We start from the raw sequence: 19,234 nt of genomic DNA on the forward strand, positions 1-19,234 counted from the left end.
GGCGCGGGAGGAGTGCTGGGAACTGGGGGCGGTGATGGCGCTCGCGGCGCTCGGGGAGGCCTGAGACGGCCCGTGGCCCGGGCCGGGGACGGACGGCCTCCGGTACGCCCGACGAGGGGAACGGGTCCCGGGCGCATTGCCGCCGGATTCTGGACGGTTCCCGCCACTTTCAACCTATAGCGCACCCGGGGGCTTGCGGCAAGACCCCGGGTGCGCCCCAGAATCGTCGACCGTCGCCGGATCACATGGGGTGCCCGGCCGACATCGGCGCTATTCGATCGGGGGTTCCATGGTTGACGTGATCGTGGTCGGGAGTGGTCCGACCGGCCTGATGCTGGCGAGCGAACTGCGGCTGCACGGTGTGCGGGTGGTCGTGCTGGAGAGGGAGGCGGAGCCGACCAGCGTCGTCCGCGCGCTCGGCCTGCACGTGCGCAGCATCGAGGTGATGGACCAGCGCGGCCTGCTGGAGCGATTCCTCGAACACGGCCAGAAGTTCACGGTGGGCGGTTTCTTCGCCGGTCTCGGCACCTCCTGGCCCGACCGGCTGGACACCGCGCACTCCTACGTCCTCGGCATCCCGCAGCCCGTCGTCGACCGCCTGCTGGAGGAACGCGCCACCGAGCTCGGCGCCGAGATCCGGCGCGAACGCGAGCTGGTCGGGTTGAGCCAGGACGACGACGGGGTGACCGCTGAGCTGGCCGACGGCACACGGCTGCGCTCGCGCTACCTGGTCGGCTGCGACGGCGGCCGCAGTACGGTGCGCAAGCTGCTCGGCGTCGGCTTCCCCGGTGAGCCCACCAGGGTCGAGACGCTGCTGGGCGAGATGGAGGTGTCCATGCCGCCCGAAACGGTGGCCGCGACGGTGGCCGAGGTCCGCAAGACGCAGAAGCGGTTCGGCGTCGGGCCCCTCGGGGGCGGGGCGCACCGCGTCGTCGTTCCCGCCGAGGGGGTGACCGAGGACCGTTCGGCCCCACCGACTCTGGAGGAGTTCCGAAAGCGGCTGCGGGCGGTCGCGGGCACCGACTTCGGGGTGCACTCGCCGCGCTGGCTGTCCCGCTTCGGCGACGCCACCCGGCAGGCCGAGCGCTATCGGGTCGGCCGGGTCCTGCTCGCGGGCGACGCGGCACACGTCCACCCGCCGACCGGCGGGCAGGGGCTCAACCTCGGTATCCAGGACGCGTTCAACCTCGGCTGGAAACTGGCGGCCGAGGTGGGCGGCTGGGCTCCGGAGGGACTGCTGGACAGTTACCACGACGAACGCCACCCGGTGGCCGCCGACGTGCTGGACAACACCCGCGCGCAGATGGAGTTGATGTCCACCGAACCGGGTCCCCAGGCGGTGCGCCGTCTGATGTCGGAGCTGATGGACTTCGAGGAGGTGAACCGGTACCTCATCGAGAAGGTCACCGCGATCGCGGTCAGGTACGACTTCGGTGAGGGGCACGGCCTGCTCGGCGGGCGGATGCGCGACATCGGGCTGAGGCGCGGTCGCCTCTACGAGCTGACGCGCGGCGGGCGCGGACTGCTGCTCGACCGGACCGGACGGCTCTCGGCGGCGGGCTGGGCGGACCGGATCGACCACGTCGTGGACGGAACCGAGGAACTGGACGCGCCCGCCGTGCTGCTGCGGCCGGACGGCCACGTGGCGTGGGTCGGCGAGGACCAGGAGGAACTGGTCGGCCACCTGCCGACGTGGTTCGGCGCCGCCGCCGGATGAGTCCGCGGGTGGCCCCGCCCGGGCGAGGACGGTTCGCTCCGGGCGGGGCGGCCCTGGGAGTCAGCCCACTGCGGCGGACTGGTGGCGGGCGATCTGGGCGTGGAGCTGGGCGAGCGCGTAGGAGGTCACGGTGTCGCCGTCGGTGGCCTTCGAGCCCATCTGTTTGCGCACCCACAGCAGGGCGGCGGAGGTCTCCTGGCCATAGGAGCCGTCGACCCCGTACTCGGGCAGGCTGGCGCCCGCGTACGTGAGCATCTGCTGGAGCAGTGTGACGCGGCTGCCGCTGTCGCCGACCTTGAGTCCGAGCATCTCGTCTCCCGATCCTGGAGGGGCCCCGGGGGCCTGGGTGAACGTGCCGTTCTCGACCAGGGCGTAGAGCACACTCCCTGGGCATGAGGTGGATACGAAGTCACGGTGGCCGAGCACCGTCCCGGACACTCCGTGGTCGGACCTCAGCCAGGCGCGCAGCCGGCGGACGCCGTCGATCTGGGCGTCGGTGGGCCGCTCGCCCTCGCCGATCATCAGGGTGACGCTGTAGTAGTTCGCGTTCCCGGAGAAGGTGCCCTGGGCGGCCTGGTACCGGCGCAGCCCCCGGCCCTCGAAGATCCCGCCCTCGACTGAGACGCCGAAGCTGTACCCGATGTCGTCCCACCCGCGGCCGTCGACGTGGTGGCCGCGCGTGTTCTTCCAGTAGGAGACGCACGCGGCGTGGCCGTCGAGATCGGTCGGGGGGCCGTTGTAGTGGACGACGAGACCGGACCGGGGGTCGGCGTAGTCGGCGGGGGAGGAGGCGGACCAGCCGAAATAGGTCCGCGGGTAGTCGATCACGGGTGACCTCCTGCGGGTGTGGTGGAGGGGACTCGCTCAGACAGACCTCTACGCTGGATTACCAGTTGTTCACTGATTGTGCGCTCAATGCGCGGAGAACACCAGACCTTGGGCGGCATGAATCTCGGGATATCGGCTGCGTGGCGCCCTTCCGACGGGGTTCCGGCCTCGGCGCTCCCCGCCCCGTCGCGGCCCGGGGAAGGGGAAAAGGGGCGTGCCCCCGCCCGGAAGTCGGGGGCGGGGGCACGCGGACCGCGGGACCGGCGGGATCAGAGCCGTTCCCAGGCCTCCGTGAGAACCTTGCGCAGGATGCGCTCCATCTCGTCGAAGTGCTCCGGGCCACAGGTCAGCGGCGGCGAGAGCTGGACGACGGGCTCGCCGCGGTCGTCGGCGCGGCAGACCAGGCCGGCCTCGAACAGCGCCTGCGACAGGAAGCCCTTGAGCAGTCGGGCGGACTCCTCGGCGGTGAAGACCTCCTTGGTCTCCTTGTCCTTCACCAGCTCGATGCCGTAGAAGAACCCGTCGCCGCGCACGTCGCCGACGATCGGCAGGTCGAGCAGCTTCTCCAGCGTCGCGCGGAACACCGGGGCGTTCTCACGGACGTTGTCGAGGATGCCCTCCTTCTCGAACAGGTCGATGTTGGCCAGCGCGGCGGCCGCGGCGACCGGGTGTCCGGCGAACGTGATGCCGTGCAGGAAGACGTTGCCCTCCTCCTTGAACGGCTCCATCAGCCGCTCGCGGGCGACCACACCGCCGAGCGGGACGTAACCGCTGGTCGCGCCCTTGGCGAAGGTGATCATGTCGGGCACGTAGCCGTACTTGGTGGCGCCGAAGTACTCGCCGAGGCGGCCGAAGGCGCAGATGACCTCGTCGGAGACCATGAGCACGCCGTAGCGGTCACAGATCTCGCGCACACGCTGGAGGTACCCGGGCGGCGGCGGGAAGCAGCCGCCGGAGTTCTGCACCGGCTCCACGAAGACCGCGGCGATGGTGTCCGGATCGTTCTGGAGGATCGCGTCCTCGATCTGGTCGGCGGCCCAGCGCCCGAAGGCCTCCGGGTCGTCGCCGTGGACCGGCGCGCGGTAGAAGTCGGTGTTGGGCACCTGGATGGTGCTCGGCACCAGCGGCTCGAACTGGGTCTTGATGCCCTGGAGGCCGGTGATGGACAGCGCGCCCAGGCTGCTGCCGTGGTAGGCGATCTTCCGGCTGATCACCTTGTGCCGGAGCGGCTCACCGATCGCCTTGAAGTACTGGCGGGCGAGCTTCCAGGCGGACTCGACGGCCTCGGAGCCGCTGGTGGTGAAGAACACGCGGTTCAGGTCGCCGGGGGCCAGGTCCGCGATCCGCTCGGCCAGCTCGGCGGCCTTCGGGTGGGCGTAGGTCCAGATGGGGAAGTACGCGAGCTCCCTCGCCTGCTCGGCGATGGCGTCGGCGATCTCCGTGCGGCCGTGCCCGGCCTGGGAGACGAACAGCCCCGCGAGGCCGTCCAGGTACTTCTTGCCGTTCGAGTCGTAGACGTGGACGCCCTCACCGCGGGTGATGACGGGGACGTCGGCATCGTCGTAGGCGGCCATCTCCGTGAAGTGCATCCACAGGTGGTCCTTGGCGGCCCGCTGAACGTCCTGCGGGCTCAGGCTCGCTGCCACTTGGTACTCCCATGATCGCTGGGTAGGTGCGGGGACCGTGTGGAAGGTCGGTCGACCCGTGGGCCCCTGCATGGACCCGCTATAGAAATAGTGGCACGAAGACTGATCTTGTCAAGTATCCGTCGCGAAACCGAACTTTTACAACGGAATCCCTTGAACTTCTGCTGCCCTGATGGCAACGTGATCCATGACACGAAAGCGCGCGCGACGTGCCTGACCAGCCAAGGGAGCAGACGTGACACAGGGGACCGATCTCGACCACCTCCGGAACTTCGTCGACGGGAAGTACGTCGACACGATCGACGGAATCCGCAGTGACATCGTCGACCCGGCCACGGGCAAGGTCTTCGCCACGGCTCCCGTGTCCTCCGCCGCCGACGTCGACCACGCCTTCAAGGTCGCCCAGCGGGCCTTCGAGGACGGGTGGCGCGACACCACGCCGGCCGAGCGGCAGATCGCCCTCAACAAGTTCGCCGACGCGGTCGAGGCCCGCGCGGACGAGCTGGTCGAGGCCGAGGTGCGCAACTGCGGCAAGCCCGTCGCGCTGACCAAGAGCGAGGAGATCGCCCAGGTCCTGGACGCGCTCCGGTTCTTCGCCGGTGCCGCGCGCAACCTGGAGGGCCGCGCCGCGGGCGAGTACATGGCCGACCACACCTCGTGGATCCGCCGCGAGCCCATCGGCGTCGTCGGCCAGATCTCCCCGTGGAACTACCCCATGGCGATGGCCGCCTGGAAGATCGGCCCCGCGCTGGCCGCGGGCAACACCATCGTGCTCAAGCCCTCGGACACCACCCCGGTCTCCACGCTGCTGCTCGCCGAGATCGCGTCCGAGTTCCTCCCCGCGGGCGTGTTCAACGTGATCTGCGGTGACCGCGACACCGGTCGCGCGCTCGTCGACCACAAGATCCCGCAGCTGATCTCACTGACCGGCTCCACCCGCGCCGGGCTCGAGGTGGCCCAGGCCGGTTCCCGCGACCTCAAGCGCCTCCACCTGGAGCTGGGCGGTAAGGCACCCGTCATCGTCTTCGACGACGCCGACATCGAGCGGACCGCCGCCGGGATCGCCGAGGCCGGCTTCTTCAACGCGGGCCAGGACTGCACCGCGGCCACCCGCGTCCTCGTCGCGCCGGGTGTCCACGACGACTTCGCCGCCGCGTTGGCCGAGCAGGCCCGAGGCACCGTGACCGGCCCGCCGAGCAACGCCGACGCCCTGTTCGGCCCCGTCAACAACGCCAACCAGCTCGCCCGGGTCAGCGGCTTCCTGGAGCGCACCCCGGACCACGCGGAGATCCTCGCCGGCGGCGAACGGGTCGGCGACGAGGGCTTCTTCTACGCCCCGACCGTCGTGTCCGGCCTCAAGCAGGGCGACGAGCTGGTGACCGACGAGATCTTCGGCCCGGTCATCACCGTGCAGCGGTTCACCGACGAGGACACCGCCGTCCGGTGGGCCAACTCCGTCGAGTACGGCCTGGCCTCCAGTGTCTGGACCAGGGACCACGCCCGGGCGCTGCGCGTCTCGCGCCGCCTGGACTTCGGCTGTGTGTGGATCAACACCCACATCCCGATCACCGCGGAGATGCCGCACGGCGGCTTCAAGCACTCCGGCTACGGCAAGGACCTGTCGATGTACTCCTTCGACGAGTACACGCGGATCAAGCACGTCATGAGCTACATCGGTGACTGACCCGACACCCGACCCGGCGGCCGACCCGGACCGCGACCACGCGGCCGGGCGGCCCGACCGGCATTCCCCTGGAACGCGAGCTGATAGGAACCACCCCGCCATGGCAACAAGCACCACCACGTCCGCGCCCGAGGCGGCGGTCGAGCCGCCAGCCCAGACGGGGGAACCCGCCATCAGCCTGGAGGACGTGACCAAGTCCTTCCGTTCGGGGTCGGAGACGGTCACGGCCGTGACCGGGGTCGACCTGACCATCGGCACGGGGGAGTTCTTCTCACTGCTCGGCCCCTCGGGGTGCGGCAAGACCACGACCATGCGCATGATCGCCGGGTTCGAGGAGCCGACCTCCGGCACCGTCCGGCTCGACGGCCGCGACGTCACCGGGGTCCCCGCCAACCACCGCGACGTCAACATGGTCTTCCAGAGCTACGCGCTCTTCCCGCACATGAACATCGCCGACAACGTCGCGTTCGGGCTCCGGCGACGCGGGGTCGCCAAGGCCGAGATCCGCACCCGCGTCGCGGACATGCTCGACCTCGTCGAGCTGGGCCACCGGGCCAAGCACCGGCCCTCCCAGCTCTCCGGCGGTCAGCAGCAGCGGGTCGCGCTGGCCCGGGCCCTGGTCAACCAGCCCGGAGCGCTCCTGCTCGACGAGCCCCTGGGCGCCCTGGACCTCAAGCTCCGCCAGTCCATGCAGGTCGAGCTCAAGCGCATCCAGCGCGAGGTCGGCATCACCTTCGTCTACGTCACCCACGACCAGGGCGAGGCGCTGACCATGTCGGACCGCATCGCGGTGATGAACCACGGCCGGGTCGAGCAGCTGGGCACTCCCGCGGAGATCTACGAACGCCCCGCCACCCGCTTCGTCGCCGACTTCATCGGGACCAGCAACCTGCTCACGGGTGTGGTCTGGGACCGCTCCGGCGGGGAGCCCTGGCGGGTCGAGGTGGGCGACGGCGCCACCGCCCTGGCCGCCGAGTTGCCGGACACGGCGGAGGCGGGCGGCGAGGTCCACCTGACCGTTCGCCCGGAGAAGGTCCACATCGGTGTGGCGGAGCCCGAGGGAGCGGTCAGCCGCGTGCCCGGGACGGTCACCGAGACCGTCTACCTCGGTTCGGCCACGCACTACCAGGTCGACATCGGTTCGGACCAGCAGGTCACGGTCTTCCAGCAGAACGCCTCGGGATCGGGTCTGGTCGCCGAACGGGGCGAACGGGTGTGGCTGTCCTGGCTGCCCGAGCACTCCTACGCGCTGTCCGACTGACCGACCCCGACCGGGTCCGCGGACACCGCTCCGGACCGGCCCGGTCCCCAAGCCGCATCCCCCGATCAGAAGCAGGGAATTCGACATGAACCACCGTCCTCGCCTGAACCCAGACCCTTCGCTCCTGCGCGGTCTGACCCGCCGCCGACAGCGAGGCTCCCTCGCCGTGCCCGGCATCAGCCGTCGCAGCACCCTTCAGGCGGGCGGCGTGGCCGCCGCCGCGCTCGCCCTGTCCGCCTGCGGGGTCGGCGGCCAGCAGCGCGACGCTGAGCCCGTCGAGGACTACTGGGGTGACAAGGAGCGGACCGGCTCCCTGCGGTTCGCCAACTGGCCGCTGTACATGGACTCCGAGCGCACGCAGCTCCAGCAGTTCACCGAGGCCACCGGGATCGAGGTGGACTACAAGGAGGACGTGCAGGAGGCGGCACCGTTCTTCGGGCAGATCCAGCCCAAGCTCGCCAACGGCGACGACACCGGCTACGACCTGATCGTGTTGCCCAACGGTTTCGAGCTGGCCAAGCTGATCGAGCTCGGCTACCTCGCGCAGCTGGACCACACCCGGTTGAACAACTACGCCGACTACGCGGGTGAGATCTACAAGAACACCGCCTACGACCCCGGCAACAAGTACACGGTCCCCTACACCTCGGGCATCACCGGCATCGCCTACAACCCGGAGTACGTCGACCGGGAGATCACGAGTATCGCCGACCTGTGGGACCCGGCGTTCGAGGGCAAGGTCGGCATGATGGCCGACGCCCAGGAGATCGCCAACTTCGGTCTGCTCAAGAACGGCGTCAACCCGGCCGACTCCACCCGGGAGGACTGGGAGGCCGCGGCCGAGGCCCTGCGCGAGCAGCGCGACGCCGGGATCGTGCGCGCCTACTACGGCCAGGACTTCATCCAGCCGCTGACCAACGGCGACCTGTGGATGACCATGGCCTGGTCGGGCGACATCTACCAGCAGAACGCCGAAGAGGGCACGAACCTCAAGTTCGTCGTCCCCGACGAGGGCGCCACGATCTGGACCGACTGCATGATGATCCCCTACACCTCGCAGGCGCCGGTCGACGCGATCGAGCTGATGAACTTCCTCTACGAGCCGGAGATCGCCGCCGGACTCACCGAGTACATCGCCTACATCACCCCGGTTCCCTACGTCCAGGAGGTCATGGGGGAGTGGGCCGACGCCGAGGGTGACAGCGAGCGCGGCCAGGCGCTCAGGGAGATGGCCGAGAGCTCGCTCGTCTTCCCGACCGAGGCCGAGTACCAGCGGCTGCACAACTACGTGAACCTGGCCGCCGAGGACCAGGAGGGGTTCGCATCCCTCTTCCACGCCATCACACAGAGCTGACCGCCATGAGCAACCGAAAGACCACTCCCTACGTGCTGGTGCTGCCGGCCTGGGTCTGGCTGGCCATGTTCTTCGTCGTGCCCATCGGCGGGATGCTGTCGCTGTCGCTGACCACGGGCAACGTGGTCACCGGCTTCCAGCAGACCTTCGAGGTGGGCAACTACGTCGAGGCCGTCGCCACCTACTGGGAGCAGATCGTCCGCTCCCTGTTCTACGGGGGCTGCGCCACACTGCTGTGCATCGCCATCGGCTACCCGATGGCCTACTGGATCGCGTTCCGGGGCGGGGCGCACAAGTCCACGTACCTGCTGCTCATCCTGCTGCCGTTCTTCGTGTCGTTCGTGCTGCGGACCATCTCCTGGCGGTTCCTGCTCGCCGACAACGGCGTCGTGTTGGGCACCCTGAAGTCAGTCGGGCTGCTCCCGTCCGACGCGGCCGTCCTCAACTCCTCGCCCGCCGTGATCCTGGGCCTGGCCTACAACTTCCTGCCGTTCATGGTCCTACCGATCTACGCCGTTCTGGAGCGCATGGACCCGCGCATGGTGGAGGCCGCCCACGACCTGTACGCGGGCCGGGTCCAGGCCTTCCTGCGGGTGATCCTGCCGGTGTCCCTGCCCGGGGTGTTCGCCGGCGTGCTGATGACCTTCATCCCGACCAGTTCCGACTACGTCAACTCGTCGGTCCTGGGCGGCACGCACAACACGATGATCGGCAACGTCATCCAGACCCAGTACCTGGTCAACAACAACTACCCGATCGCCTCGGCGATCACCTTCGTCCTCATGGGGCTCCTGCTGGTCGGCATCTTCAGCTACGCGCGGGCCCTGGGAACCGAGCGGGTCATGGAGGTGCACACGTGAGCACCGGAGTCCACACACCCACCGAGCCCGCCCCGCAGACCCCGGAGAACACGGGGGCCGTGAAGCGGTCCGCGCGCCCGCGACGACGGATCGACTGGGGGCGCGTCTACACGATCGCGGTCCTGGCCTGGCTGTTCCTGCCGATCCTGTTCATGGCCGCGTTCAGCTTCAACGACCCGGCCGGGCGACACAACGTCACCTGGCAGGGGTTCACGTTCCGCTGGTACCAGGACGCGCTCGCCTACCCCGACCTGAACCAGGCGATGTTCAACTCGGTGAGCATCGCGCTCCTGACGATGGTCATCTCCGGGGCGCTCGGCACCCTCCTCGGCCTGGCGCTGGGCCGCTTCACCTTCCGGGGCAAGCAGCTCACCAACCTGGTGATGTTCTCAGCGATCAGCGCGCCCGAGGTGGTCATCGGCGCCGCCCTGCTGTCCACGTTCCTGATGATGAACATCACCACGGGCTACTGGACGACGGTCGTCTCGCACGTGATGTTCTGCGTGTCCTTCGTCGCCATCACGGTCCGGGCGCGCGTCATCACGCTGGACCCGCGGCTGGAGGAGGCCGCACGCGACCTGGGCGCCGGACCGTTCACCACGTTCCGGCTGGTCACCCTGCCGATGCTGTTCCCGGCGGTGATGTCGGGCGGGCTGCTGGCCTTCGCACTGTCGATCGACGACTACATCATCACCTCCTTCGTCAGCGGTGACGTGACGACCTTCCCCCTGTGGATCTGGGGCACCACCCGCGTCGGTATCCCGCCGCAGGTCAACGTCATGGGCACGCTGCTGTTCCTGGTGGGTGTGGTTCTCGCGGTGGTGAACGTCATCAGCAGCAGACGCAGGAGGTGAGCGGTCGGGACGTCTCCGCGGGGACGTCCCGACGCCACCGAGCCACACCGACCCCGCGCGGCGGCGTCCCCGCGGATCCCGGATCCCGGGTGTGTCGTACGTGCGGTGGGGGAGGCGTTCCGGCACCATCCGTCCATGCCGGACCACCTCCCCCTTTCCCCGGACAGGGGATCCGTGCCCGCCGGACGTCGGCGGACACGGTCACGAGAAAGCGGAGTGATAACCCATGGCCGACGGAGCGACCGCGCGAGCGGAGAGGGCGTTGAAGGGCGCCCGCCCGAAGGTCTTCTGGCTGGACCCCGAGATCGAGGGCCACGACGTGCCCGAACCCGCACCGTCCCTGACCGGGGACGTCCACGCCGACCTCGTCGTGGTCGGCGGCGGGTTCAGCGGACTGTGGACCGCGCTCCTCGCCAAGGAGCGCGACCCCGACCGTGACGTGGTGCTGGTGGAGGCGAGGACCGCCGGGTGGGCGGCCTCCGGGCGCAACGGCGGGTTCTGCGCGGCCAGCCTCACCCACGGGTACGACAACGGCGCCGAGCGCTGGCCCGAGGAGGTCGGCGAACTGGAGCGGCAGGGACGCGCCAACCTCGACGGGATCGAGGAGGCGGTCCGGCGGTACGGGATCGAGTGCGAGTTCGAGCGCACCGGGGAGATCCTCGTGGCCACCGCGCCCTGGCAGGCGGAGGGCTTCGAGGAGTCCGCGGCGGCCATGCACGAGCTGGGGTACGAGGCCCACGTGTGGGACGCCGAGCGGATGCGTCAGGAGGTGGATTCGCCCACCTATGTCGGCGCGCTGTACGAGCCCGACGCGGTCGCCATGGTGCACCCGGCCAAGCTCGCCTGGGGGCTGCGGGCCACGTGCCAGGAGCTGGGCGTGCGGATCTTCGAGAACACGCCCGTGCGGGCGATCCGGTCCACGCACTCCGGGCTCCGCTTGGAGACCAGTGCCGGGGCCCTGCACGCGCAGAAGGTCGCGTGGGGCACAGGGGCCTTCCCAGGGCCGCTGCGCCGCCTGAGGCACTACCTGGCTCCGGTGTACGACTACGCCCTGATGACCGAGCCGCTCAGCGACGAGCAGATGGCGTCGATCGGGTGGAAGGGCCGCCAGGGCGTCGGCGACGCCTCGAACTTCTTCCACTACTACCGTCTGACCTCGGACAACCGCATCCTGTGGGGCGGCTACGACGTCGTGCACCACTACGGCGGCAAGGTGCGCCCCGAGTTCGACCAGCGGCCGGAGACCTTCCAGAAGCTCGCCGAGCACTTCTTCGAGAACTTCCCGCAGCTGGAGGGCGTGCGGTTCACGCACACCTGGGGCGGGGTGATCGACACGTGCAGCCGGTTCTCCGGGTTCTTCGGCACCGCGCACAAGGGACGCCTGGCCTACGCGGCCGGATACACCGGCCTCGGCGTCGGGGCGACGCGCTTCGGCGCGCAGGTGATGCTCGACAAGCTCGACGGCCTGGACACCGAGCGCACCCGGCTGCGGATGGTGCGGGAGAAGCCGCTGCCGTTCCCGCCGGAGCCGGTGCGGTCGCTGGGGATCGAGCTGACGCTGCGGGCGACGGCCGCCGCCGACCGCAACGACGGAAAACGCAATCTCTGGCTGCGGACCCTGGACGCGATGGGTCTGGGCTTCGACAGCTAGGCAGTGCCTTGTGGGGCCCGCCGCTTCGGACCGGGTTCGGGCGCGCCGGGGTGCATGCTTCGAACACGAGGACCCCGGGTCCGGGGGAGTGAGGGCTCCCGGACCCGGACGGGTGCGGCCCGGGTCGACGATCGGCCCGGGCCGCGACGCGTCGGGCGTCCGGCGGCGCGGTGCCGCCGACCCTCGTACCCAGACGAAGGCGAACCCCCGGCGGCCAGGTCCCGCCCCTCCGCCATGGACACGGGGTAGGTGTACAGCTCCAGGATGGACAGACTGGAGGTGAACGCCAGCAGGCCCCGGCCCGGCCGCGGCCGGGAGCCCGTGTGTCCGTCGTGGGAGTCAGCCCCGGCCGTTCCCCGCTGCCGCACTGAGCCGCTGGGTGTGCACGTCGAACACCGCGTCGCAGGCGTCGCGCACCGCGTCGTTGTGCGTGGCCACGACCACGGCGCAGCCCTCGCGCGCCATGCCTCGAAGCGTATCGATCACCATCCGCCCGTTGTCCTCGTCCAGGGCTCCGGTCGGTTCGTCGGCCAGCACGACCGACGGACGCTTGACCATCAGGCGCGCGAGCGCGACGCGCTGCTGCTCACCGCCCGACAGGCGGTGCACCACGGCCTTCTCGCGACCGGCGAGACCGACCCGTTCCAACGCCTCGGCGTGCGAGGTCCGGTCCCGCCCGACCACGTCGAGGTTGTCCCGGATCGTGCCGTTCTCGATGAGGGCGTAGTTCTGGAACAGGTAACCCAGGTGCGCGCGGCGGAAGCGGCGACGCCCCCCCGCGCCGAGCCGGGTGACGCTTCGGCCCCCGTGCATGACGTCTCCCGCGCTGGGGCGCTCCAGCAGGCCCAGGCAGTTGAGCAGGGTGGTCTTGCCTGACCCCGAGGGGCCGACGAGCGCGAGCAGCTCGCCGGTCTCGACGGTCAGGTCGACGTCCTTCCACAGGGTGCGGTCTCCGAAGGACTTGGCCAACCGGGCCGTGCTGATCATGGGAACTCCTTACGCCTGGGAGGCGCCTTCGAGGACGATGCGGCGGTGGAAGGACGCCAGCGCCGTGACGGTGATCGCGAGGGAGGCCACGGCGATCGCTGCGGCATAGTACGGTTCCGTGCCCGTGGTGGTCATCAGCCCCCGGGGAAGGGGGTTGCCCGGGTCGTTGGCCGCGGCCAGGGCAGACAGTGTGTCCCACACCGCCCACGCCACGAAGGCCAGCGCGATCAGCCCCTCGACCGCCAGCAGCCGGCGGTGCGTGGCGACGAACGACCATCCGCTGATGTGCCTGGCGAAGATTTCCTGTGCCCGGGTGCGTACATGGATGACGCACGCGGCCATGGCGGTCAGGACCAGCACGGCCGTCGCGCCGACGAGGTTGAACATCTCGGTGCGCAGCGTGGTCAGGGTGTTGGCGTGCGCCACCAGCGCACTGGTGGTGAGCGTCTCGACCATTGAGATGTAACGGGACGCCTGCGGGTCGCTGGCGCGGAACTCCTCCACGACGCCGGGGGCGGGGAAGATGGTCTCCCGCGCGGACATGTGAGTGACGTAGCTGGTGTCGGACAGGACCTGACCGTTGGGTAGGGCGATGAGCACCGGTTCGTACACCAGCGGCAGGAACAGCGGTCGCCCGCCGCCTTCCATGCCGTAGGTGAACAGTGTCTGGCCGTCGGCCGCGGGAAGGACCTCGACATCGAGGGCGCGTTCGGACTCGCTCGCCCCACTGAGCCAGTTCTCCGTCGACGCGACGATCTGCTCGGTGTGCTCCGCAGCCGAGTCCGGGATGATCACGCGGACCTCGTCGCCCGATCCGTACCGCTCGCCGGAGGGCGCGAGGACCTCCTGTTCGGCGAGATAGGTGTCGTTGACCAGGAGGATCCGCAGGTCGATCGCGGGGGGCGCCACGCCGGCGGGATCGGGCGGGACGAACTCCAACGGGCTCTGATGCGCTGCCAGGACCATGTCGCCGTCGGCGTCGACCCGCCGGAGCCAAGGGCCGAGCGCGTCGTCGACCGCGTCGGCATCCGCCCAGCCGTAGTTGGAGCTGAGCGCGGGGCGTGAGGTATCCGGATACTCCTCGTACAGCTCTAGGGCGGCGCTCTGCTCCCGGGCACTCTGGGCGGACAGGGCGATCGCGCTGACGATGACCAGGGACAGCGCCAGCACGGGCACGCGCACCAGGTAGATCGCGACCGTGGTGCTGCGCACCGGCAGGCGGCCCTTGAGCGCCGGGAGGATCCCGGTGGCGTGCACCAACCCGAGTGTCCCCGCGTGCACGAGCAGGCACGGCACGATCAGCAGCCCCAGGAACACCAGGGCCAACGGCGTGTAGAAGCCCAGTTGGTTCCAGCCGTTGTAGACGCCGAGGAACCCCAGGGTCGCCGCAGTCGCAATGGGGAGCGCGATCGCGCACAGTCGACCGACCCGGCCCAGGTCGGTCCGGAGAACACGCAGGTAGGAGTGGCCCTGGAGCCGCCGGACGGCGTACTCGCGAGAGCCGAGCAGGACCCCGGCGCCGACGGCGGTCACGCTCCCCAGGAGCGCGACAGCCACCAGGTTGAACAGTCGGCCCCCGGTGAAGTAGTGCCACAGCTGGGTGACCGTCGTGCCGGTTGCCTCACGCAGCCCGTGTTCGGCCAGCGCTTCCCGCAGGGCGGGTTCGGCCTGGGGCGCGCCGAGGACGAGGTAGTGGCCGTTGGGGCCAACGTCGCCGAACGCGTCGATGGGGTGGGTCCGGACCGTCATGGCGCGGCTGAACGAGGGGTACCCCGAGTCCAACCAGTCGGCGTAGTGCGAATCGGGGTCGGACACTGCCAGGTACATGTGCACCAGCGTCGACGGTTCCTCGACGTCGGGGATCACGTAGGCGATCGCCGCGCCGTGGTCGTCGGCGATCCGTTGGACGCTGGCCGCGACCTCGGCGTTGTCGTGCGTGCCGTCGTTCTCACTGATCCAGACCAGTTCCGAGTCCTCCAGGACGTAGATGGTCTGCTCCGCGGTGGTTGCGAGGAGGAAGGCGATGACGGCGGCGAAGGCCAGGCACGCGCTGTAGGCGAAGGAGAGGATGCGGTTGGGCACCTGCTGGTCCTGTCACGGGAGGGGCGGCCCGCCGGGGCAGGATGCTGGCGGGCCGCGTCGAGTTCGGTGGTCAGCAGCTCGTGCGCCAGTACGTCTGGTTGTTGCCGAGCGCCTTCGGCGCCGCAGCCCTGGACCATTCCCCCGCAGGTGCTGAGTCACGGACCGTGTACGCACCCACGGCCGTAGATCCGTGGCACACGGAGCCGTGATGGTAGTTCGACCACGTGACGCCGGCGCCGGCCACTCCTTGCGAGCCGTGTGACCAGGTGCCGCCGCCGACGTATTCGACGACGGCCGCAGCCACTCCAGCAGTGCCCACGGTGATACCAGAGGCGATGAGCGCAGCGATGGAGATACGTTTGAAAGCGTTCATGAATAAGCTCCTTAGGCTAGCATGAGGTCCGGTAGTAGGACTGGTTGTTCGTCCATGCTCTGGGTGCACTCGCGCGTGATGTGCCGCCTGCTGGTGCCGAGTCCCTGACCACCGTTGTGCCCACTGCGGTGGACCCGTGGCAAACGGAACCGTGGTAATAATTCGAGTACACGCGGGTTTCGGTGATTCCGTGGTACCAAGTTCCACCGCCAACGTAATCGACATCGGCAGCTGCGATTCCTGCCGCACCCAGCGCGAGACCACTGGTCAATAGCACTGTCACGGTTGTGCGTCTAAAATTGATTTTCATGGGGATCCTTGCCGGAAAAAAAGGGGGGTAAGAATGTGAGTCAAATTCTCGCTTGCTCACTGCGTGAAAATCTAACAGTTGCCAACCAGTCAGGGCAATTGACTGTAACGTGGAGAAATTCGGATTCGCCCGTGGAATGTGCCTTCCCACCTGGCGTTTCTCGTGCCGGTGGCACCTATGGCCGCATGTGGCCACTCGCGTGCCGTGCGTGATGTGCCGTCGGAAAGAGGTGGGTAAGGCCGGGTAAGGGTTCTCCCGGGCGATACGCAAAGCGGCGTGGCGCGGCCGTCGGATCGCCGATCCGTGTCCAGTATGGTGACGTCCGCCTCACCCAGATCCACCGCGTGGCCGCCCACCGGCCCGAGTTCCCAGGCTGCGCGGTGTCAGCGTGTGCGGCTCCGGAACCCCGGCACGGGTTCCGGAGCGCTCGGAACCCTCGCCCCGAGCCCGGTCAGTACCCGCGCCAGGCGCCCCGCTGGTAGTCGATCACGCGGGGGTGCATCAGGGTGGACTCCTCCACCCCGGGGTCGCGTCGGTCCATCGGGAACACCAGGGACGCGGCGAGCAGGTCCTCGTCGAGGAAGCGCAGGGGCGGCGCGTCCCCGGGCAGGGTCGGAGTCGGCGCCGCCTCCTCCGTGGCCAGGTAGAACCCCCAGTTCCCGAACGAGGGCACGTCCACGTTGTACGGGGTCGAGGCCAAACCGGCCTCCTCCAGGGTGTGGTTCACGCTCCAGAACGCCTCCGGGGCGAAGAACGGGGAGCCCGCCTGGACGACGAGGCGCCCGTCCTCGGCCATGGCCTCGGCGACCAACGCGTAGAACTCCACCGAATACAGCTTCGAGGTGCCCACGTCGTCCCCGTCCGGAAGGTCGGCGACCACGGCGTCGAACTCCCGTCCGTTCTCCTGGAGCCAACGGAAGGCGTCGGTGTGCACGACCTCCACCCGCGGATCCTCGAACGAGTCCTCGTTGACCTCACGGATCACCGGGTCGGTCGACGCCAGTTCCACGACCGCCGGATCGAGGTCGACCAAGGTCACCGAGGAGACGTCGTCGTAGGCCAGGATCTCCCGCAGGGCCAGGCCGTCGCCGCCGCCCAGGACGAGGACGTCCTCGCGGGGGCCGTCCATCACCGGGTGGATCAGCGACTCGTGGTAGCGGTACTCGTCCAGGGTGGAGAACTGGAGCGACCCGTTGAGGAACATCCGTACGTCCTCGCCGTCCACCGACCGGGTGAGCACGATCTCCTGGTACTCGGAGCGCTCGGCGTACACGATCGGGTCGCGGTACAGCGCCTGGCGCGCGTCGATCTCGAACTGGTCCGCGTAGGCGAAGGCCAGCCCGAGTACGCCCAGGACGACGACCAGCCCCGCGGTCAGCCCCGCGTAGGCGCGTCGGCCCAGCTGGGCGCGGAACAGCCACAGGACGACGGCCACACCCACCACGGCGTTGAGCGCGCCGACCATGACCGAGCCCTTGGGCAGCCCCAGGAGGGGGAGCAGCACGAACGGGAACGCGAGGCCGCCGATGAGGCCGCCGACGTAGTCCGCGGCGAACAGGTCGGCGACCGCGTCGGAGGCGTCCTGCCGACGGATGCGCTGGATCAGCGTCATCAGCAGGGGGATCTCCACTCCGATGAGCGCGCCGATGACGAACGCGAGCACCACCAGCGCGGGCTGGTAGGCGGAGAACCAGGCGAAGGCCCCGTACAACAGGAGCACCGACAACCCGCCGACCAGTGACAGCAGGCCCTCGACGACCGCGAAGGACAGCGCGGGGTTGCCCTGGAACCGTTTGGACAGCAGTGAGCCGACCCCCATGGCGAACACCATCACCGACAGCACCACGGAGGCCTGGGTGATGGTGTCGCCCAGCAGGTAACTGCCGATCGCCACCAGCGCGAGCTCGTACACCAGACCGCACGCGGCGCACACGAACACCGCCGTCAGTACGAGGAACCGCGCCACACGGGGCGGAACCGGGAGTCTGGAGGCCGGTCGGTCGGTGGTCTCGGTCAACGGAGCACGCCTAACTGTGGAGAGGGGCCGACCGTGGTCTCGGGCCGGCCGGTGCGGTGGTTCCCGTCCCTCAGGTGAGGGCCGCCGCGACCACCAGGGCGATGGCCACGTGCGCCGTGGCACTCACCCACGTGGCCGGGTGCGGCTCGGGGCTGCTGATCATCCGGGCGATCTTGACCGGGGTGATGAGGTCGATCAGGAGGAAGGACACCGCCATGACGGCCAGGCCGATCGCGCCGTAGACCGCGGTGGACAGGAGGCCTGCGGCCACACTCACCTCGGACTCGCTGCTGAGGATCGCGGAGAGCACGACGATGGCCGTCCCCAGCGTGTTGGCCGACACCAGGAGCACCGCGTTGGTGTTGCGGTCCTCCCAGATGAGCTTGTGCAGCTTGCCCGGTGTGAGGAGGTCGACCACCAGGTAGCCGACGATGAGGACGGCGATACCCACGCCGCCGTAGGCGAGGGCGGACAGGGAGTTGAAGAGAAGGTCGTTCATGGTCCTTGCCTGCGAGGTTGGGGGAAGGGGGTCGTGATGTCGTGGTGCATGCCGTGACGTGCCTGAATGCTACTTGCCGAAGCCGGAGCCGCCACCGCGGTAGCTGCTGCCGCCGCCGCTGTTGNAAGAGGCCGCCTCCGCCGCCGGAGCTGTTGTAGCCGTTCTCGCAGTCGTCATCGTCGTAGGTCGGGTCCGAGACGTAGTCGTCGTCCGGGCAGTAGTTGGTCGAGCCGTTGTCACAGGACGCGATCAGCACCAGGATCACGATGACGGCAAGGACGATGAGGACCACCGTCAGCAGTGTCCTGTTCTTTCCTTCGTCGTCCATGAAGGGATCTCCTCACGGTGGGGGATGGTCGCGGACGGGCCCGGAATCCGGCTCGCCGCGTCGTTGGACATGTGGAATCGATGGCGCCGGACCGCTCGGCGCGGCCGGACGCTCCCCGGGGGCAGGGGGACCCGGCGGCACCGGGAGGGGGCCGTCGGCCCGGTCGAGGTGGTCAGGACCAGGCGGGGCGGACACACGTGTCGGGGGGCGCTCGCCCCCCGACACCGCAGGGTACCGCCCCTACTTACCGGAGCCGCTGCCCCCGCCGCGGTGGTCGCCGCCGCTGCCGCTGCTGTTGGAGCCGCCTCCGCCACCGCCGAAAAAGAAGAAGAAACCGCCCCCTCCGCCGCTGCGGCCGCCGTCGCAGTCGTCGTCATCGTCCGTGGGTGTGGTGTTGGGACCGGACCCGTAGGCGCCGCCGGGGGCGTTCGTCGGGCTGGGGGTGCTACCGGCGCGACGGCAGTCGTCGTCCCCACCGCCTCCACAGGAGGTCAGCAACAGAGCGAGCAGGGCCGATCCGACGACCACGCCGAGTCTCGCGGTCGGGGTCCGGACGGTGGTGGGGGGCATGGTGGCTCCTCGGTCAGGGGGTGATGGTCGCCGTCGTCGAGACCAGTTCGCCGCTCTGGGGATAGGCGTGCCAGGTCCGCCAGCCGAGGGGGGCCTGAGGGTTCAGGTGCAGCGCGGTCACGGCGAGGGGGTCACCGGGAAAGGTGACGTACAGGCCGCCGGGGGAATCGGCCACCTCGTCACGGAGGCGGCCGATCCGGCGGGAGAGGTCGT

The 19,234-nt window shown here is 69.5% G+C and carries 17 protein-coding genes; 7 read left to right on the top strand and 10 right to left on the bottom strand.

Going from position 1 to position 19,234, the window contains the following annotated elements; all coding sequences use genetic code 11:
* The first annotated feature begins 289 nt into the window (after positions 1 to 289).
* Entirely contained in the window at positions 290 to 1,717 is a 1,428-nt protein-coding gene (gene rox / locus D471_RS0110620; RefSeq protein ID WP_017598602.1) for a rifampin monooxygenase, read from the top strand.
* Between the two features lie 60 nt (positions 1,718 to 1,777).
* On the opposite strand, the gene D471_RS0110625 is transcribed toward rox, so the two are convergent.
* Entirely contained in the window at positions 1,778 to 2,545 is a 768-nt protein-coding gene (locus D471_RS0110625) for a peptidoglycan recognition protein family protein (RefSeq protein ID WP_017598603.1), read from the bottom strand.
* Positions 2,546 to 2,814: 269 nt separating this feature from the next.
* Positions 2,815 to 4,191 (bottom strand): aspartate aminotransferase family protein, encoded by a 1,377-nt coding sequence (locus tag D471_RS0110630; protein ID WP_017598604.1) that lies wholly within the window; start codon positions 4,189 to 4,191, stop codon positions 2,815 to 2,817.
* Positions 4,192 to 4,426: 235 nt separating this feature from the next.
* On the opposite strand from D471_RS0110630, the gene D471_RS0110635 reads away from it, so the two are divergent.
* The 6 genes from D471_RS0110635 (at position 4,427) to D471_RS0110660 (ending at position 11,855) form a co-directional block, all read left to right on the top strand.
* Positions 4,427 to 5,875: a gamma-aminobutyraldehyde dehydrogenase gene (locus tag D471_RS0110635; protein WP_017598605.1), complete on the top strand. Its 1,449-nt coding sequence runs from the start codon at positions 4,427 to 4,429 to the stop codon at positions 5,873 to 5,875.
* A gap of 100 nt (positions 5,876 to 5,975) precedes the next feature.
* Complete coding sequence (locus tag D471_RS0110640; protein WP_017598606.1) at positions 5,976 to 7,136, top strand: ABC transporter ATP-binding protein; 1,161 nt, start codon at positions 5,976 to 5,978, stop codon at positions 7,134 to 7,136.
* Positions 7,137 to 7,221: 85 nt separating this feature from the next.
* On the top strand, positions 7,222 to 8,490 hold the full coding sequence (locus D471_RS0110645) for an ABC transporter substrate-binding protein (RefSeq protein WP_026127597.1): 1,269 nt from the start codon (positions 7,222 to 7,224) through the stop codon (positions 8,488 to 8,490).
* Between the two features lie 5 nt (positions 8,491 to 8,495).
* On the top strand, positions 8,496 to 9,350 hold the full coding sequence (locus tag D471_RS0110650; RefSeq protein ID WP_017598608.1) for an ABC transporter permease: 855 nt from the start codon (positions 8,496 to 8,498) through the stop codon (positions 9,348 to 9,350).
* Entirely contained in the window at positions 9,347 to 10,204 is an 858-nt protein-coding gene (locus D471_RS0110655; RefSeq protein ID WP_017598609.1) for an ABC transporter permease, read from the top strand. The genes D471_RS0110650 and D471_RS0110655 overlap by 4 nt, the downstream gene beginning before the upstream one ends.
* A gap of 226 nt (positions 10,205 to 10,430) precedes the next feature.
* Positions 10,431 to 11,855, top strand: a complete 1,425-nt coding sequence (locus D471_RS0110660; protein ID WP_017598610.1) for an NAD(P)/FAD-dependent oxidoreductase — start codon at positions 10,431 to 10,433, stop codon at positions 11,853 to 11,855.
* Positions 11,856 to 12,194: 339 nt separating this feature from the next.
* On the opposite strand, the gene D471_RS0110665 is transcribed toward D471_RS0110660, so the two are convergent.
* The 8 genes from D471_RS0110665 to D471_RS0110695 form a co-directional block, all read right to left on the bottom strand.
* On the bottom strand, positions 12,195 to 12,842 hold the full coding sequence (locus D471_RS0110665) for an ATP-binding cassette domain-containing protein (RefSeq protein WP_017598611.1): 648 nt from the start codon (positions 12,840 to 12,842) through the stop codon (positions 12,195 to 12,197).
* A 9-nt stretch (positions 12,843 to 12,851) separates the two neighbouring features.
* Positions 12,852 to 14,924: a bacteriocin-associated integral membrane family protein gene (locus D471_RS0110670; protein WP_017598612.1), complete on the bottom strand. Its 2,073-nt coding sequence runs from the start codon at positions 14,922 to 14,924 to the stop codon at positions 12,852 to 12,854.
* A 70-nt stretch (positions 14,925 to 14,994) separates the two neighbouring features.
* Positions 14,995 to 15,297 (bottom strand): lactococcin 972 family bacteriocin, encoded by a 303-nt coding sequence (locus tag D471_RS38330; RefSeq protein WP_083924182.1) that lies wholly within the window; start codon positions 15,295 to 15,297, stop codon positions 14,995 to 14,997.
* Between the two features lie 16 nt (positions 15,298 to 15,313).
* A complete protein-coding gene (locus tag D471_RS38335; RefSeq protein ID WP_083924183.1) occupies positions 15,314 to 15,607 on the bottom strand; it encodes a lactococcin 972 family bacteriocin in 294 nt (97 codons plus the stop codon).
* A 451-nt stretch (positions 15,608 to 16,058) separates the two neighbouring features.
* On the bottom strand, positions 16,059 to 17,624 hold the full coding sequence (locus D471_RS0110680; protein WP_026127598.1) for a polyamine aminopropyltransferase: 1,566 nt from the start codon (positions 17,622 to 17,624) through the stop codon (positions 16,059 to 16,061).
* A 70-nt stretch (positions 17,625 to 17,694) separates the two neighbouring features.
* Entirely contained in the window at positions 17,695 to 18,123 is a 429-nt protein-coding gene (locus tag D471_RS0110685; RefSeq protein WP_017598614.1) for a DUF350 domain-containing protein, read from the bottom strand.
* Between the two features lie 568 nt (positions 18,124 to 18,691).
* A complete protein-coding gene (locus tag D471_RS0110690) occupies positions 18,692 to 19,021 on the bottom strand; it encodes a hypothetical protein (protein ID WP_017598615.1) in 330 nt (109 codons plus the stop codon).
* A 13-nt stretch (positions 19,022 to 19,034) separates the two neighbouring features.
* Positions 19,035 to 19,234, bottom strand: a 200-nt coding sequence (locus D471_RS0110695; protein ID WP_017598616.1) for a DUF2617 family protein, incomplete at its 5' end; no start/stop codon positions are given.

This window comes from Nocardiopsis lucentensis DSM 44048 (assembly GCF_000341125.1).
In the GTDB taxonomy this organism is placed as follows: Bacteria; Actinomycetota; Actinomycetes; order Streptosporangiales; family Streptosporangiaceae; genus Nocardiopsis; species Nocardiopsis lucentensis.

Excerpts from the sequence above, each read along its gene's own strand:
- D471_RS38330 (WP_083924182.1), bottom strand. The coding sequence starts at position 15,297 with ATGAACGCTTTCAAACGTATCTCCATCGCTGCGCTCATCGCCTCTGGT.
- D471_RS38335 (WP_083924183.1), bottom strand. The coding sequence starts at position 15,607 with ATGAAAATCAATTTTAGACGCACAACCGTGACAGTGCTATTGACCAGT.
- rox (WP_017598602.1), top strand. The coding sequence starts at position 290 with ATGGTTGACGTGATCGTGGTCGGGAGTGGTCCGACCGGCCTGATGCTG.
- D471_RS0110690 (WP_017598615.1), bottom strand. The coding sequence starts at position 19,021 with ATGCCCCCCACCACCGTCCGGACCCCGACCGCGAGACTCGGCGTGGTC.
- D471_RS0110640 (WP_017598606.1), top strand. The coding sequence starts at position 5,976 with ATGGCAACAAGCACCACCACGTCCGCGCCCGAGGCGGCGGTCGAGCCG.
- D471_RS0110685 (WP_017598614.1), bottom strand. The coding sequence starts at position 18,123 with ATGAACGACCTTCTCTTCAACTCCCTGTCCGCCCTCGCCTACGGCGGC.
- D471_RS0110645 (WP_026127597.1), top strand. The coding sequence starts at position 7,222 with ATGAACCACCGTCCTCGCCTGAACCCAGACCCTTCGCTCCTGCGCGGT.
- D471_RS0110650 (WP_017598608.1), top strand. The coding sequence starts at position 8,496 with ATGAGCAACCGAAAGACCACTCCCTACGTGCTGGTGCTGCCGGCCTGG.
- D471_RS0110660 (WP_017598610.1), top strand. The coding sequence starts at position 10,431 with ATGGCCGACGGAGCGACCGCGCGAGCGGAGAGGGCGTTGAAGGGCGCC.
- D471_RS0110665 (WP_017598611.1), bottom strand. The coding sequence starts at position 12,842 with ATGATCAGCACGGCCCGGTTGGCCAAGTCCTTCGGAGACCGCACCCTG.